This is a genomic window from Microbulbifer magnicolonia (assembly GCF_035117725.1).
GTDB lineage: Bacteria > Pseudomonadota > Gammaproteobacteria > Pseudomonadales > Cellvibrionaceae > Microbulbifer > Microbulbifer magnicolonia.
In genome coordinates this window covers 634,431-647,541 of record NZ_JAYEFD010000002.1, presented here as the reverse complement: position 1 = coordinate 647,541, position 13,111 = coordinate 634,431, and the positions used below count along the sequence as shown (strand labels likewise).

The following is a 13,111-nucleotide window of genomic DNA, read 5'->3' as shown; positions in this document are numbered from 1 at the left end:
GGAGCCTTTGTTGTGGATAACCCTGCGGTGCAAAGGTATACTGCGTCGATCTTTTTGATGGCATCGGAACGCAACCTGGGACCGCTTTCGCCATCATCTTCTGGGGTCATATTTTTTTGGGGTTTTAGGGGGTTTCTTGTCTGAATCCGTTTGGAAGCAGTGTGCTACCTGTTTGCAGGATGAGCTGCCGGCACAGCAGTTCAACACCTGGATTAGGCCGCTGCGCGTCAGTCCCGCTAGCGCCCAGGGAGAGCTGCGCCTGCTGGCGCCCAACCGCTTCGTGCTGGACTGGGTTGGGGGCAAGTTTCTGAACCGCATACGCGAGCTGGTGCACCAGTTTGCCGAGGAGCAGCCGCTGCAGGTCGTGCTCGATATTACCGAGCGGCGCCCTGCGCGCTTCCAGCGCAGTCGCGCCGTGTCCGAGCCGGTGCAGCACTCCGCAAGCCCGGAACCGGTTACCCGAGGCGGCGGCTTTGGTGGTGCCAAGGTTGTGGCGCATCCGGCCGCGGCGGAAGAGGCGACGGCGGAGCAGATGACCAGCGGCGAGCTGGCGCTGACCGATTTGCGCTCATCGCCCACCCAGCGTCCGGTCGCCGAGCCGGTGCGGAATGTCGAGGTTGAGGGGGCCATCAAGCACGGCAGTTCGCTAAACCGCAATTTCACATTCAAGTCTTTTGTTGAGGGCAAGTCCAACCAGCTGGGGCTCGCCGCGGCGCAGCAGATAGCCGACAACCCCGGCGGCGCCTATAACCCCCTCTTTATCTATGGTGGCGTCGGTCTCGGCAAGACACATTTGATGCACGCCGTGGGCAATGCGCTGGTTGAGCGCAATCCGAATGCCAAGGTGGTGTACCTGCATTCCGAGCGGTTTGTTGCCGATATGGTCAAGGCGCTGCAGCTGAATGCGATCAGCGACTTCAAGCGCTATTACCGCTCGGTGGATGCGTTGCTGATCGACGATATTCAGTTTTTTGCCGGCAAAGAGCGCTCTCAGGAAGAGTTTTTTCACACCTTCAACGCGCTGCTCGAGGGCGGCCAGCAGATCATCCTGACCTGCGATCGCTATCCGAAGGAGATCGACGGTCTCGAGGAGCGGCTCAAATCCCGCTTCGGCTGGGGGCTCACGGTGGCGGTGGAGCCGCCGGAACTGGAAACCCGTGTGGCCATATTAATGAAGAAGGCGGAACAGGTTGGTGTCGACCTGCCGCACGATTCCGCCTTCTTTATCGCGCAGCGCATTCGCTCCAATGTGCGCGAACTCGAGGGTGCGCTGCGCCGCGTTATCGCCAACGCCCAGTTTACCGGCAGGCCGATTGACGACCTGCTCGTGCGCGAGGCCCTGAAAGACCTGCTGGCGCTACAGGATCGCCTGGTCAGCGTGGACAATATCCAGCGGGTAGTGGCGGAGTATTACAAGATCAAAGTGGCGGATCTGCTCTCGAAGCGCCGCAGCCGTTCGGTGGCGCGGCCGCGTCAGGTGGCCATGTCGCTGGCGAAAGAGCTGACCAACCACAGCTTGCCGGAAATCGGCGATGCATTCGGCGGGCGCGATCACACCACAGTGCTGCACGCTTGCCGTAAAATTCGCGAGTTGCAGGAGTCGGACGCGGATATCCGTGAAGACGTAAAGCTGCTGACGCGATCGCTGACCACCTAATCGAATAAACGACGATTAACCGATAAAGAATAAGGCGAAACTACCGATGAAATTCAATGTGAGCCGGGATGCCCTCCTCAAGCCGCTGCAGCTGGTCGCCGGTGTGGTGGAAAAGAGGCAGACACTGCCGGTGCTGGCGAATGTGCTGATGCAACTGCAGGGCCACGAGCTGTCCCTGACCGGTACCGATCTGGAAGTCGAGATCGTCGGCCGGCTGCCGGTGGACGGGGTCGAGATGGAAGGCGAGGTGACGGTGCCCGCGCGCAAGCTGCTCGACATCTGCCGGTCGCTGCCGGATGGTGCCGAACTGAAGTTCGAGCGGGACGGCGAGCGGCTGGTTCTGCGCAGCGGCCGCAGCCGCTTCCAGTTGTCCACATTGCCGGCGGCTGACTTCCCCAACCAGGAGGAGACCAGCGCCCAGACCCGTTTCGCCATTTCCCAGCGCGAGATTCGCCGTCTGATCGAGGCAACCGGTTTTGCCATGGCTCAGCAGGATGTGCGCTATTACCTGAATGGTCTGCTGCTCGAGTGCCGCCCGCAGCAGCTGCGTGCCGTCGCTACCGACGGCCATCGCCTCGCGCTCTGCGACCGCGATGCGCCCGGTCTGGACGTCGAGTCCCCGATCCAGGCGATTGTGCCGCGCAAGGGCGTGCTGGAACTGGGGCGTCTGCTGGACGATACCGACGCGCAGGCAGAGGTGGTGCTGGGCAACAACCACATTCGCGTGATCAGCGGTCAATTCACTTTTACCTCCAAGCTGGTGGACGGCAAGTTCCCGGATTACGAGCGGGTACTGCCGCGCTCCGCTGGCAACGAGATCTACGCCGACCGCCAGGCGCTGCGCCAGGCTTTCTCCCGCGCTGCCATCCTGTCGAACGAAAAGTACCGGGGCGTGCGCCTGCAGGTATCCGAGGGGCTGCTGCAGATTGTGGCCAACAACCCGGAGCAGGAAGAGGCCGAGGAGCAGCTGGTGGTCGACTATGTGGGAGAGCCGCTGGAAATCGGTTTCAACGTTTCCTACCTGCTCGACGTGACCGGCGCCATTCACAGCGAGCAGATCCGTATCGGTCTGGGTGATGCGAACAGCAGTGCGCTGTTGCAGCAGCCGGAGGAGGGCGATGCCGTCTATGTGATCATGCCGATGCGACTGTGATTGGAGCCAGAGCTGAGCACTTTCCTCGTTAAAAGAGCCGCCATATCAGCTGATATGGCGGCCTTTTTATATGTTTCTCGCATCTTCGCACGACACGGACCTCTGCCGGAGCCGGTTCGGTGGCGCTGACTCGACTTGCGCTGTCCCATTTTCGCAATATCAGCGCGGCGGATCTGGCGCTGGGTCCGGGGGTGAATCTCTTTTGCGGTCCGAACGGCAGCGGCAAGACGTCACTGCTGGAGGCGGTGCATATGCTGGCCACCGGCCGGTCGTTTCGTTCTCGGCAACACGGCTCGGTGATTCAGCAGGGCCGTGACGAGCTGACCGTCTTTGGTCAGCTGGACACCGGTTACGGTGTCGGTGTCGAGCGGCGCAGGGATGGCGCCGGGCGTATCCGGATCAACCAGGCGCCGGCGGAATCGAGCTCCCAGCTGGCCAGCTGTCTGCCCCTCCAGGTCATTAACAGCGACAGTTTCGCCGCGTTGGATGGCGGTCCCGGTGTGCGCCGGCGGCTGCTGGACTGGACAGTGTTCCACGTGGAACACTCCTTCGCACAGGTGTGGAAAAACTATCAAATCGCCCTGCGCCAGCGAAATGCCCTGTTGCGACGTGGTAAAATCGCCGCTGACTTGCTGACTGTATGGGAGCAGCGGCTCGCCGATAGCGGTGAGCGCATCGATCAACTGCGCCGCGAAGTCTTCACACCTCTGGGTGCCGCCCTCGAGGCGCTGCTGGCTGAATTGCCTGAGTCGCCGCTATCGCGTGTCGAGGTTTCCTATCGCAGGGGGTGGAGAAAGGAGGTGGATCTCCTTGCGGCCCTGACGGAATCCCGCGACGGGGATGTATCGCAGGGGCACACACGTATTGGGCCACACCGGGCAGATTTGCGCTTCAGCGTCGACGGTGAGGCCGCGGACAGCATTCTTTCTCGGGGTCAGCAGAAGATGTTGGTTTGCGCGCTGCGCGCGGCGATGGCCGAGGTGGTGTGCCGACAGGGCGAGAAGCCGGTGTTTCTGGTCGATGACCTGCCGTCGGAGTTGGATGAGAAGAACCAGCAGCAGCTCGCCCGCTGGGTGAGTCGCTGCGCCAGCCAAGTGCTGGTGACAGGAATAGAGGTTGAGGCCACCAGCCGGCCCTGGCTGCGCTTGGCGTCACCCTGGAACAGCCCGAAAGTGTTCCACGTGGAACATGGGTCTATCAGCGCCGAGATGTCGGCCGCAGAATAAGTTGAATGGAGCGTGTAAATGTCAGAGCAGCACAGCTATGACTCCAGCAGTATCAAGGTGTTAAAGGGCCTGGACGCGGTGCGCAAGCGCCCGGGCATGTATATCGGCGATACCGACGACGGCACCGGCCTGCACCACATGGTCTTCGAGGTGGTGGACAACTCCATCGACGAGGCGCTGGCCGGCCATTGCGACGAAATACGCGTGATCATTCACCCGGACGAGTCCGTCTCCGTGGCCGACAACGGCCGCGGCATTCCCACCGAACTGCACCCGGAAGAGGGCGTGTCCGCCGCCGAGGTGATTATGACCGTGCTCCACGCCGGCGGTAAGTTCGATGACAACACCTACAAGGTCTCGGGCGGTCTGCACGGCGTCGGCGTTTCCGTGGTGAACGCCCTGTCCGAGGAATTGAAGCTGACCATCCGCCGCGGCGGTAAAGTCCACGAGCAGATATACCGCCACGGGGTGCCCGCCGCACCGCTGGCGGTGGTCGGCGAAACCGACAGCACCGGTACCACAGTGCACTTCAAGCCGTCCGCGGACACCTTTACCAATATCGAATTTCACTTCGAGCAGCTGGCCAAGCGCCTGCGCGAACTCTCCTTCCTGAACTCGGGGGTGCGCATCGTGCTGAAGGATGAGCGTTCCGGCAAGGAAGAGATTTACGAATACGAGGGCGGACTCAAGGCCTTCGTCGAGTTCCTGAACCAGAATAAGACACCGATCAACAAGGTGCTGCACTTCCAGAGCCAGCGCGAAGACGGTATTGCCGTGGAAGTGGCGCTGCAGTGGAACGACAGTTTCCAGGAAAACATCTACTGCTACACCAACAACATTCCCCAGCGCGATGGCGGCACCCACCTGGCGGGCTTCCGCGCCGCCCTGACCCGCGGCCTGAACAACTACATCGAGAAGGAGGGCATGGGCAAGAAGGAGAAGGTCAGCACCACCGGCGACGACGCCCGCGAAGGGCTGACGGCGATTATCTCGGTCAAGGTGCCGGATCCGAAATTCTCCTCCCAGACCAAGGACAAGCTGGTCTCTTCTGAGGTGAAACCCGCCGTCGAGCAGGAGATGGGCCAGCATTTCAACGACTACCTGCTGGAAAATCCGCAGGAAGCCAAGGCGGTGGTCGGCAAGATGATCGACGCCGCGCGCGCGCGCGAAGCGGCGCGCAAGGCGCGGGAGATGACCCGTCGCAAGGGCGCGCTGGATATCGCCGGCCTGCCGGGCAAACTGGCGGACTGCCAGCAGAAGGACCCGGCCCTGTCCGAACTCTACCTGGTGGAGGGTGACTCCGCCGGCGGCTCTGCCAAGCAGGGCCGCGACCGCCGCACCCAGGCGATCCTGCCGCTGAAGGGCAAGATCCTTAATGTGGAGAAGGCCCGCTTCGACAAGATGCTGTCCAGTGCCGAGGTGGGCACGCTGATCACCGCTCTGGGCTGCGGTATCGGCAAGAGCGAGTTCGATCCGAACAAGCTGCGCTATCACCACATCATTATCATGACCGATGCCGACGTGGACGGCGCGCATATCCGCACCCTGCTGCTGACCTTCTTCTTCCGCCAGATGCCGGAGCTGATCGAGCGCGGCCATATCTATATCGCCCAGCCGCCGCTGTACAAGGTCAGCAAGGGCAAGCAGGAGCAGTACCTGAAGGACGAGGCGGCCCTGACCCAGTTCCTCACCAATGCCGCCCTGGAAGGCGCCAGCCTGTTCGTTAACCCGGAAGCGCCGGGTCTGTCCGGTGAGTCGCTGGAGAGCCTGGTGGCGGAATACCGCGCGGTGCTCGCCACCATCGACCGCTTGTCGCGGCTCTATCCGGAAGAGGTGCTGCGCAGCATGATCTACCTGCCGACGGTGGCGCAGGACGATCTGCAGTCCAGCGAGCAAATGGCATCCTGGTGTAACGCGCTGCAGGAAAAGCTCGCGGCAGAGGCCAACGGTGGCGGCCGCCGTCACCAGGTCACGGTGCACGAGAATACCGAACGCGGCCTCTTCCTGCCGCAGATCCACGTGGTCGCCCACGGTGTGGGCAGCGATTACCAGATCAGCCACGAATTCTTCGATTCCGCCGAATACCGCGCTATCTGCAAGCTGGGCGAGAAGATGGTGGATTTGCTGGAAGAGGGCGCCTATATGCAGCGCGGCGAGAAGCAGCAGCCGGTGGCCAGCTTCCCGGAGGCGCTGGAATGGCTGATGAACGAGAGCCGCCGCGGCTATGGCGTCCAGCGCTACAAGGGGCTGGGCGAGATGAACCCTGAACAGCTGTGGGAAACCACCATGAACCCGGAAAGTCGCCGCATGCTGCAGGTCACTGTCGAGGATGCGATTGCCGCGGACCAGATCTTCACCACCCTGATGGGCGACCAGGTGGAGCCGCGGCGCGAGTTTATCGAGAGCAACGCGCTGGCGGTGGAGAACCTGGACGTGTAACGCGGCTATCTATCCTCCCCACCAACAAAAACGGCCGCTTCCGCGGCCGTTTTTGTTGGTGGGCTCCAGGCGCGATGCGCGATTACTTCTCCAGCAACAGGCCGCACTCCCGGTGCTCCTCTCCCTTGGTCGGGTCGAAATAGACGTCGTTGTCGGGCAATTCATGCTCGTAGACGTATTCCTCCACGTCGATCTCTTTCAGGTGGAACATCGGCGCCACGCGAATGGTGCCGTGGTTGCCCTTGGTGAAGACATCGAGATTCTTTCGGTGCGCATTCTGGTCGTGGCGGATGCCGTTCAGCCATACGTCCGGCTGCAGCTCCTGCATGGCGCGGTTGAAAGGTTCCAGCTTCACGGTGCGTGAGAAGAAATCGTGTTCCGGCGTATCCAGCGCCGGTATGCCGCCGTAGACCGCGTTGTAGTGCGCGGCCGACATCTTCGGCGAATAGGTATGCAGGTTGAGGTTGAACGCCTTGATCAGTCCCTCGATGTGGCGGTAGGTCTCCGGCGTATTGTAGCCGTGGTCCACCCAGATCACAGGGATGTCGGGCTTGGCGCGGGTCACCAGGTGCAGGAACGCCACCGCCAGCGGGCGGAAGTTGGTGAAGACCACCGGGTTCTCAGCCTGCGCGATAGTGAACTCCATGATCTCGCTCGGCTCGGCATCCCGAAAGCGCTGGTTCAGCGCGTCGAGATCGGCACCGTGGTGGAAGGTGCGCGCCGGATAGGAGCGGAAGGCGTTGTTGGTGGCGTTAAATCCCATAACACTCGCGGCTTTCAATCTTCAGGGTGAAAGGCATGCTACCCCGCCGTACCACCACTGAGAAACAATAAAAAGAAGTGGATCAATAAGAATAAGTTATAAAGAAGCCGGGGGCCGCGCCCGCGCCCGAGTGCGGATATGTCAGGGTAGAGGCGCCGCCGCCGGGTCCGGACAGCACATCAAAATACAAGCCTGACCGGCTTCCGCGCTCGGCCGGCGCGCCACTTCGACAAAGCCGTGCTGCTGCAGAAAGTAGCGGGCGCCCAGGTTTTCCTCCAGTACCAGTCCCTGCAGTTGCGGCCTGCCGCGCTTGGCCGCACGGATCAGCGCACTGCCAACGCCGCGCCCGCTAACCAGCGGGCTGACACAGATGCACTCCAAGTGATCGCCGGCTGTCACCGTGACAAAACCGTCCACCGGCGCGGCGCTCCTCTCCACATAGACCAGACAATCGTCCGCATGCCGGCAGCGGCGACGAAACACCGCAGCGCGCGCCTGCCAGTAGTGTCGCGGCAGCGACGGGTGGGCACTGGCGGCGACATGCAGCCAAAGCTGTTCCAGCCTCTCGAATTCCATCTGACGTGCCGATCTAATCATGGCACCTCCGCAAGTGAGTACTTGCGCACAATGCTAGTCAGATCAGAAAACGGATCCCAGCGACTGCCCCCGCGCACCAGCGTGTGGATGCAAACCCTGCGCCGGAAAACCGTGACAAAAGCGAACCCCGGCTAGTGCGAAAATACGCACTGATGATAAAATACAATCATTCTCATTAAAAAAAGCAATTGTATAAGCGCTACCTATTGTTCCATGGAGGATTCATGCAGCGTTTCTCCCTGTCACCTCTCGCCCTCGCCCTGGCGGTTGCCGCGATATCGCCGGCAGTCGCTGATGAGCGGGATGCGCGCCTGGAAACCATCTCCGTTATCGGCGACGCGGATTCCATCCCCCGCCTGCCGGGCTCCGCACATCTGATCGATGCCGCAGAGCTGGCCAGGTTCGAGTTCGTCGATATCAACCGGATGATGCGCTCGGTACCGGGCGTCTACATCACCGAGGAGGATGGCTACGGCCTGCGCCCGAACATCGGCATCCGCGGCGCCAGCGGCGGCCGCTCCGGCAAGATCTCGCTGATGGAAGACGGCGTGCTGATCGCCCCGGCCCCCTACTCGGGCCCCGAGGCCTACTACTTCCCGACCGCCGGCCGCCTGCACAGCATCGAGGTACTCAAAGGACCGGCCACGTTGAAATACGGCCCCTTCACCGTCGGCGGGGCCGTGAACATGCTGAGCACCGCCATCCCGGCAGCGACCGAGGGTGTGGTCAAGCTGGAGGCCGGCCAGTTCGGTGAGACCCGCCTGCACAGCTATTACGGCTCCAGCAGCGACCGCGCCGGCTGGCTGCTGGAAACGCACCAGCAGCGCGCCGACGGCTTCCGGGAAATCGACCGCGCGGACAGCGCCGACATCGCCAAGGAAGACTACCTGCTCAAGGGCAGCCTGCGCTCCGCCGCCGCCGCCGCTTACCGCCAGCAGCTGGATCTCAAGCTGCAGTACTCCGAAGAGGAGTCCGGCATGAGCTATCTGGGCCTCACCGACGCCGATTTCGACCGGGACCCGAATCGCCGCTACGGCATCAGTGCCCTGGATGAAATGCAGAACCGTCACAGCACGGTACAGCTCAACCACAGTATCCAGCTCAGCGACGGTTTCACGCTGTACAGCCAGGCCTACTACAACAAGTTCGAGCGCGACTGGTTCAAGGTGGGGCTCGGCAGTCTGATCGCAGCCGCCAATGCCGGCGACACCGCTGCCCAGGCGATTCTGGACGGCGATCAGGATGCGGATTTCGGTATCAAGCACAACAACCGCGCCTATGAAGCGCGCGGCCTGCAGATAAGCGCCAACTGGCAGCTGTCCACCGGCGCCCTGTCCCACGACCTGACCTTCGGTCTGCGCCGCCACTGGGACGAGGTGGATCGCTACCAGCCCACGGAAAACTACCTTCAGGTAGACGGCGAGCTGTTATTCCAGGGTATCAGTCTGCCCGGTGCCGGTGACAACCGCGTCGAGGAGGCCAGCGCTACATCACTCTTTATTAATGACGAAATTCAGCTGACGGAAAGACTCGCCCTGACAGCGGCCCTGCGCCACGAGGACGTTGAGACCGAGCAGCAGCGCTACAACGATCCGCAGCGCACCGAGAAAGGCAGCAGCAAGTCCAACCAGTTGGACGAGTGGCTGCCGGGGCTCGGCCTGGTATACGACCTGAATGAACAGTGGAGCCTGCTGGCCGGCGTCCACCGCGGCTTCGCGCCGCCCGGTGCCGGTTCCGACGACGGCGTGGGTGCGGAGTTGTCCACCAACTACGAGTGGGGCGCGCGCTTTGCGAGTGGCGGCCTGAACGGCGAAATCATCGCCTTCTTCAGCGACTACGAAAACACGGTGCAGAACTGTTCCATCGCCGTGCCCTGCCCGGATGGCGCCGACAGCGGCAGCTACCAGCTGGGTGAAGCGGAAATCAAAGGGCTGGAGGCGGCCCTCGGCTCCGAGTGGCTGCTCGCCAATGGCTGGACTGTGCCGCTGCGCGCCAGCTACACCTATACCGACGCGGAGATTACCCGCGATAGCGACGGCGGCGACCTGCTGGCCGGTGACAATCTGGCCTATCTGCCGGAAAACGTCGTCGCCATGTCCGCCGGCCTGGACAGCGGTGCGGCCTGGCGCGTGAATCTGACCGCCGCCTACCAGGACGAGATGTGCGTCAACAACGCGTGCAACCGCGGTGGCACCAGCCAGTTTGACCACACCGAGTCCCTGTGGGTAATGGATGCGGCCGCCCACTACGATTTCAGCGAAGACCTGAGCGGCTATCTGAAAGTCGACAACCTCTTCGACGAGCAGGCCATCGTCAACCGCGGTCCGGACGGCGCCCGCGCCAACCGCCCGCGCACGGCCACCCTGGGGATGAAGTTCGTCTTCTGATCCCCGTCACTGACGGGAAACCAAAAGGCCGCGGGCACTCCCATTGACGGAGCAGCCCGCGGCCTTTCTTGCCTTGTAGGAGCGGCCGTTGGCCGCGATCGAAATTCGTTGCCGGCCGGAAAGCCCGATCGCGGCCACCGGCCGCTCCCACCCCGCTTCCTTCTATTTACCCAGGTGCACGAAATGCGCCTTCAAGTAACGCGTCTCCGGAATCGCCGGGTGCACTGGATGATCCGCGCCCTGGCCGCCGCTGGTTAACAGGGCCGCCGGCCGCTGCAGTTTGTGGGCGGCGCCGCGCACACAGTCCAGCAGCTCGTCCGGCTGCAGGTGCATGGAACAGGACGCGCTCACCAACAGGCCGTCTGCCGCCAGCAGGCGCATCGCCAGCTCGTTGATATGCCGGTAGGCCGCGAGCCCGGCCTTGTGATCCTTGCGCCGCTTGATGAAAGCCGGCGGGTCCAGCACGACCACCTCGAACTTCTCACCTTCGGCCAGCATCGCCTTCAGCACATCCACGGCCTTGCCCCGCACTGTGTGCAATCTATCGCCGCAGCCATTGTGTTCGGCATTGGCCTGACACCAGTCCAGCGCCTGCTCGGAAGCATCGACACAGGTGGCGCTGGCGGCGCCACTCGCCAGCGCCTGGACGCCCCAGCCGCCGGCATAGGAGAAGAGGTCCAGTACCCGGCGGCCCTTCACCCACTGGTTCAGGCGCGCCCGGTTGTCCCGGTGGTCGTAAAACCAGCCGGTCTTCTGCCCCGCGTGCACCGGTGCCAGCAGCGCCACGCCGTTCTCCTCGAAGGGCGCGAACTCCGGCACCTCGCCGTAGGCGATTTCGTTGATCAGCGGCATTTCCTCCACGGCGCGGCCCTGGTGGTCGTTGCGCAGCAGTATGCCCTTGGGATTGACCAGCTCCACCAGCGCCTCCAGCACCAGCGGCTGCAGCCTTTCCATGCCCCAGTTGCTGATCTGCACCACCAGGTAATCGCCGAACCGGTCCACCACCAGTCCCGGCAACAGATCGGAATCGCCGTACACCAGGCGGTAGCTCGGGTGATCGAAATAGCGGTCGCGCATCGCCAGCGCGGTATGTAAGCGCTCACGCAGAGCAGCGCCGTCCAGCGCGCCGCCGCCCTGTTCTGCGCGAGACACCAGCCGTCCGCAGATCAGCTGGCTCGGGTTCACGAACGCGGTGCCGAGGGCCTTGCCCTGGCTGTCCAGCACCTGGCACTGACTGCCGGGCTCTATGCCCCTCAGCGGCGAGCGCCCGATGTCGACCTCATTGCTGTATATCCACAGGTGGCCGCGCTTCAGGCGGCGCTCGGCGCCGCGGTTCAGTATCAGTTCTGGCAAGGGCGTATCTCCATTGGCGTGACGACGGGCCGGCAATTGTGCGCAACGCCGGCCACAGGTCAAGGTATAGCCGCTCCCCCGGCGCCAGAGCGCGGCGTGTCGCCGCCGGCTTTCCAAGCGGGCGCCGCACCGTTAGAATTGCCCGCTTTTTAACCAAACCGCGAGCACTCGCCGGAGAATCCATGACCAAATCCACACCGAAAGTCGGTTTCGTATCCCTCGGCTGCCCCAAGGCCACCGTGGATTCGGAGCGCATCCTGACTCAGCTGCGCACCGAGGGCTACCAGCTGGTACCGTCCTACGAAGACGCCGATGTGGTGGTGGTCAATACCTGTGGATTTATCGACAGCGCCAAGGCCGAGTCCCTCGACGCTATCGGCGAAGCGCTGGCCGAGAACGGCAAGGTAATCGTCACCGGCTGCATGGGCGTTGAAGAGGAGCAGATCCGCGCGGTCCACCCGAGCGTGCTCGCCGTCACCGGCCCGCAGCAGTACGAGCAGGTGGTCAATGCGGTGCACCAGGTGGTGCCGCCGAAACTGGACCACGACCCCTTCGTAGATCTGGTGCCGCCGCAGGGCATCAAACTGACCCCGCGCCACTACGCCTACCTGAAGATCTCCGAGGGCTGCAACCACAGCTGCAGCTTCTGCATTATTCCGAGCATGCGCGGCAAACTGGCCAGTCGCCCGGTGGGCGAGGTGCTGAGCGAGGCGGAGCGGCTGGTCAAGGCCGGCGTGCAGGAACTGCTGGTGATCTCCCAGGACACCAGCGCCTATGGCGTGGACCTGAAATACAAGCTGGACTTCTGGGACGGCCGCCCGGTCAAGACCCGCATGCTGGAACTCTGCGAGGCGCTGTCGTCCATGGGCGTCTGGGTGCGGCTGCACTATGTGTACCCCTATCCGAACGTCGACGATGTGATTCCGCTGATGGCCGAGGGCAAATTACTGCCATACCTGGATATCCCGTTCCAGCACGCCAGCCCGAAGGTACTGAAGGCGATGAAGCGCCCGGCATTCGAGGACAAGACACTGGCGCGCATCAAGAAGTGGCGCGAGATCTGCCCCGAGCTGACCATCCGCTCCACCTTTATCGTCGGCTTTCCCGGGGAGACGGAGGAGGACTTCCAGTACCTGCTCGACTGGCTGACCGAGGCGCAGCTGGATCGGGTCGGCTGCTTCAAGTATTCGCCGGTGGACGGCGCGCCGGCCAATGCGCTGGACGGTGCCGTGCCGGAGGACGTGAAGCAGGATCGCTGGGAGCGCTTTATGGCGCACCAGCAGCAGATCAGCGCCGCGCGCCTGCAGCGCAAGATCGGCAGCGAGATCGAAGTGCTGATCGACGAGGTGGACGAGGAGGGCGCCATCGGCCGCTCCTGGGCCGACGCCCCGGAAATCGACGGCGCCGTTTATCTCAACGGCGAGACATCCCTGCAGCCCGGCGACAAGCTGCGCGTGCGCGTAACCCACGCCGACGAGTACGATCTCTGGGCCGAGGCGCTGTAAGCCTCAGCCGATCATTCCCGTTTCCAGGGTG

General features: G+C 63.0%; 9 protein-coding genes. 6 read left to right on the top strand and 3 right to left on the bottom strand.

All coding sequences use genetic code 11. The annotated features are described in order from the left end of the window. The first annotated feature begins 136 nt into the window (after positions 1-136). The 4 genes from dnaA (at position 137) to gyrB (ending at position 6,475) form a co-directional block, all read left to right on the top strand. Positions 137-1,657 (top strand): chromosomal replication initiator protein DnaA, encoded by a 1,521-nt coding sequence (gene dnaA, locus RRF64_RS12060; protein WP_323846135.1) that lies wholly within the window; start codon positions 137-139, stop codon positions 1,655-1,657. 46 nt (positions 1,658-1,703) lie between these two features. Beyond that, a complete protein-coding gene (gene dnaN / locus RRF64_RS12055; RefSeq protein WP_323846134.1) occupies positions 1,704-2,810 on the top strand; it encodes a DNA polymerase III subunit beta in 1,107 nt (368 codons plus the stop codon). Positions 2,811-2,929: 119 nt separating this feature from the next. Continuing rightward, positions 2,930-4,036, top strand: a complete 1,107-nt coding sequence (gene recF, locus RRF64_RS12050) for a DNA replication/repair protein RecF (RefSeq protein ID WP_323846133.1) — start codon at positions 2,930-2,932, stop codon at positions 4,034-4,036. A gap of 18 nt (positions 4,037-4,054) precedes the next feature. Continuing rightward, entirely contained in the window at positions 4,055-6,475 is a 2,421-nt protein-coding gene (gene gyrB, locus RRF64_RS12045) for a DNA topoisomerase (ATP-hydrolyzing) subunit B (protein ID WP_323846132.1), read from the top strand. Between the two features lie 82 nt (positions 6,476-6,557). Here the strand turns inward: gyrB and RRF64_RS12040 are convergent, their stop codons facing one another. Together RRF64_RS12040 and RRF64_RS12035 are read right to left on the bottom strand one after the other, a co-directional pair. Beyond that, positions 6,558-7,238, bottom strand: a complete 681-nt coding sequence (locus RRF64_RS12040) for a phosphoadenosine phosphosulfate reductase domain-containing protein (RefSeq protein ID WP_323846131.1) — start codon at positions 7,236-7,238, stop codon at positions 6,558-6,560. 141 nt (positions 7,239-7,379) lie between these two features. Beyond that, the gene (locus tag RRF64_RS12035; protein ID WP_323846130.1) at positions 7,380-7,835 is read right to left on the bottom strand and encodes a GNAT family N-acetyltransferase; all 456 of its coding nucleotides are present in this window, start codon (positions 7,833-7,835) and stop codon (positions 7,380-7,382) included. 224 nt (positions 7,836-8,059) lie between these two features. Between RRF64_RS12035 and RRF64_RS12030 the strand changes: the two genes are divergently transcribed. Further along, positions 8,060-10,222, top strand: coding sequence for a TonB-dependent receptor family protein (locus tag RRF64_RS12030; RefSeq protein ID WP_323846129.1), 2,163 nt, complete (start codon positions 8,060-8,062; stop codon positions 10,220-10,222). Positions 10,223-10,384: 162 nt separating this feature from the next. On the opposite strand, the gene RRF64_RS12025 is transcribed toward RRF64_RS12030, so the two are convergent. Beyond that, positions 10,385-11,575 (bottom strand): class I SAM-dependent rRNA methyltransferase, encoded by a 1,191-nt coding sequence (locus RRF64_RS12025; RefSeq protein WP_323846128.1) that lies wholly within the window; start codon positions 11,573-11,575, stop codon positions 10,385-10,387. A 182-nt stretch (positions 11,576-11,757) separates the two neighbouring features. Between RRF64_RS12025 and rimO the strand changes: the two genes are divergently transcribed. Next, positions 11,758-13,080, top strand: a complete 1,323-nt coding sequence (gene rimO, locus RRF64_RS12020) for a 30S ribosomal protein S12 methylthiotransferase RimO (RefSeq protein ID WP_323846127.1) — start codon at positions 11,758-11,760, stop codon at positions 13,078-13,080. Positions 13,081-13,111 lie beyond the last annotated feature (31 nt).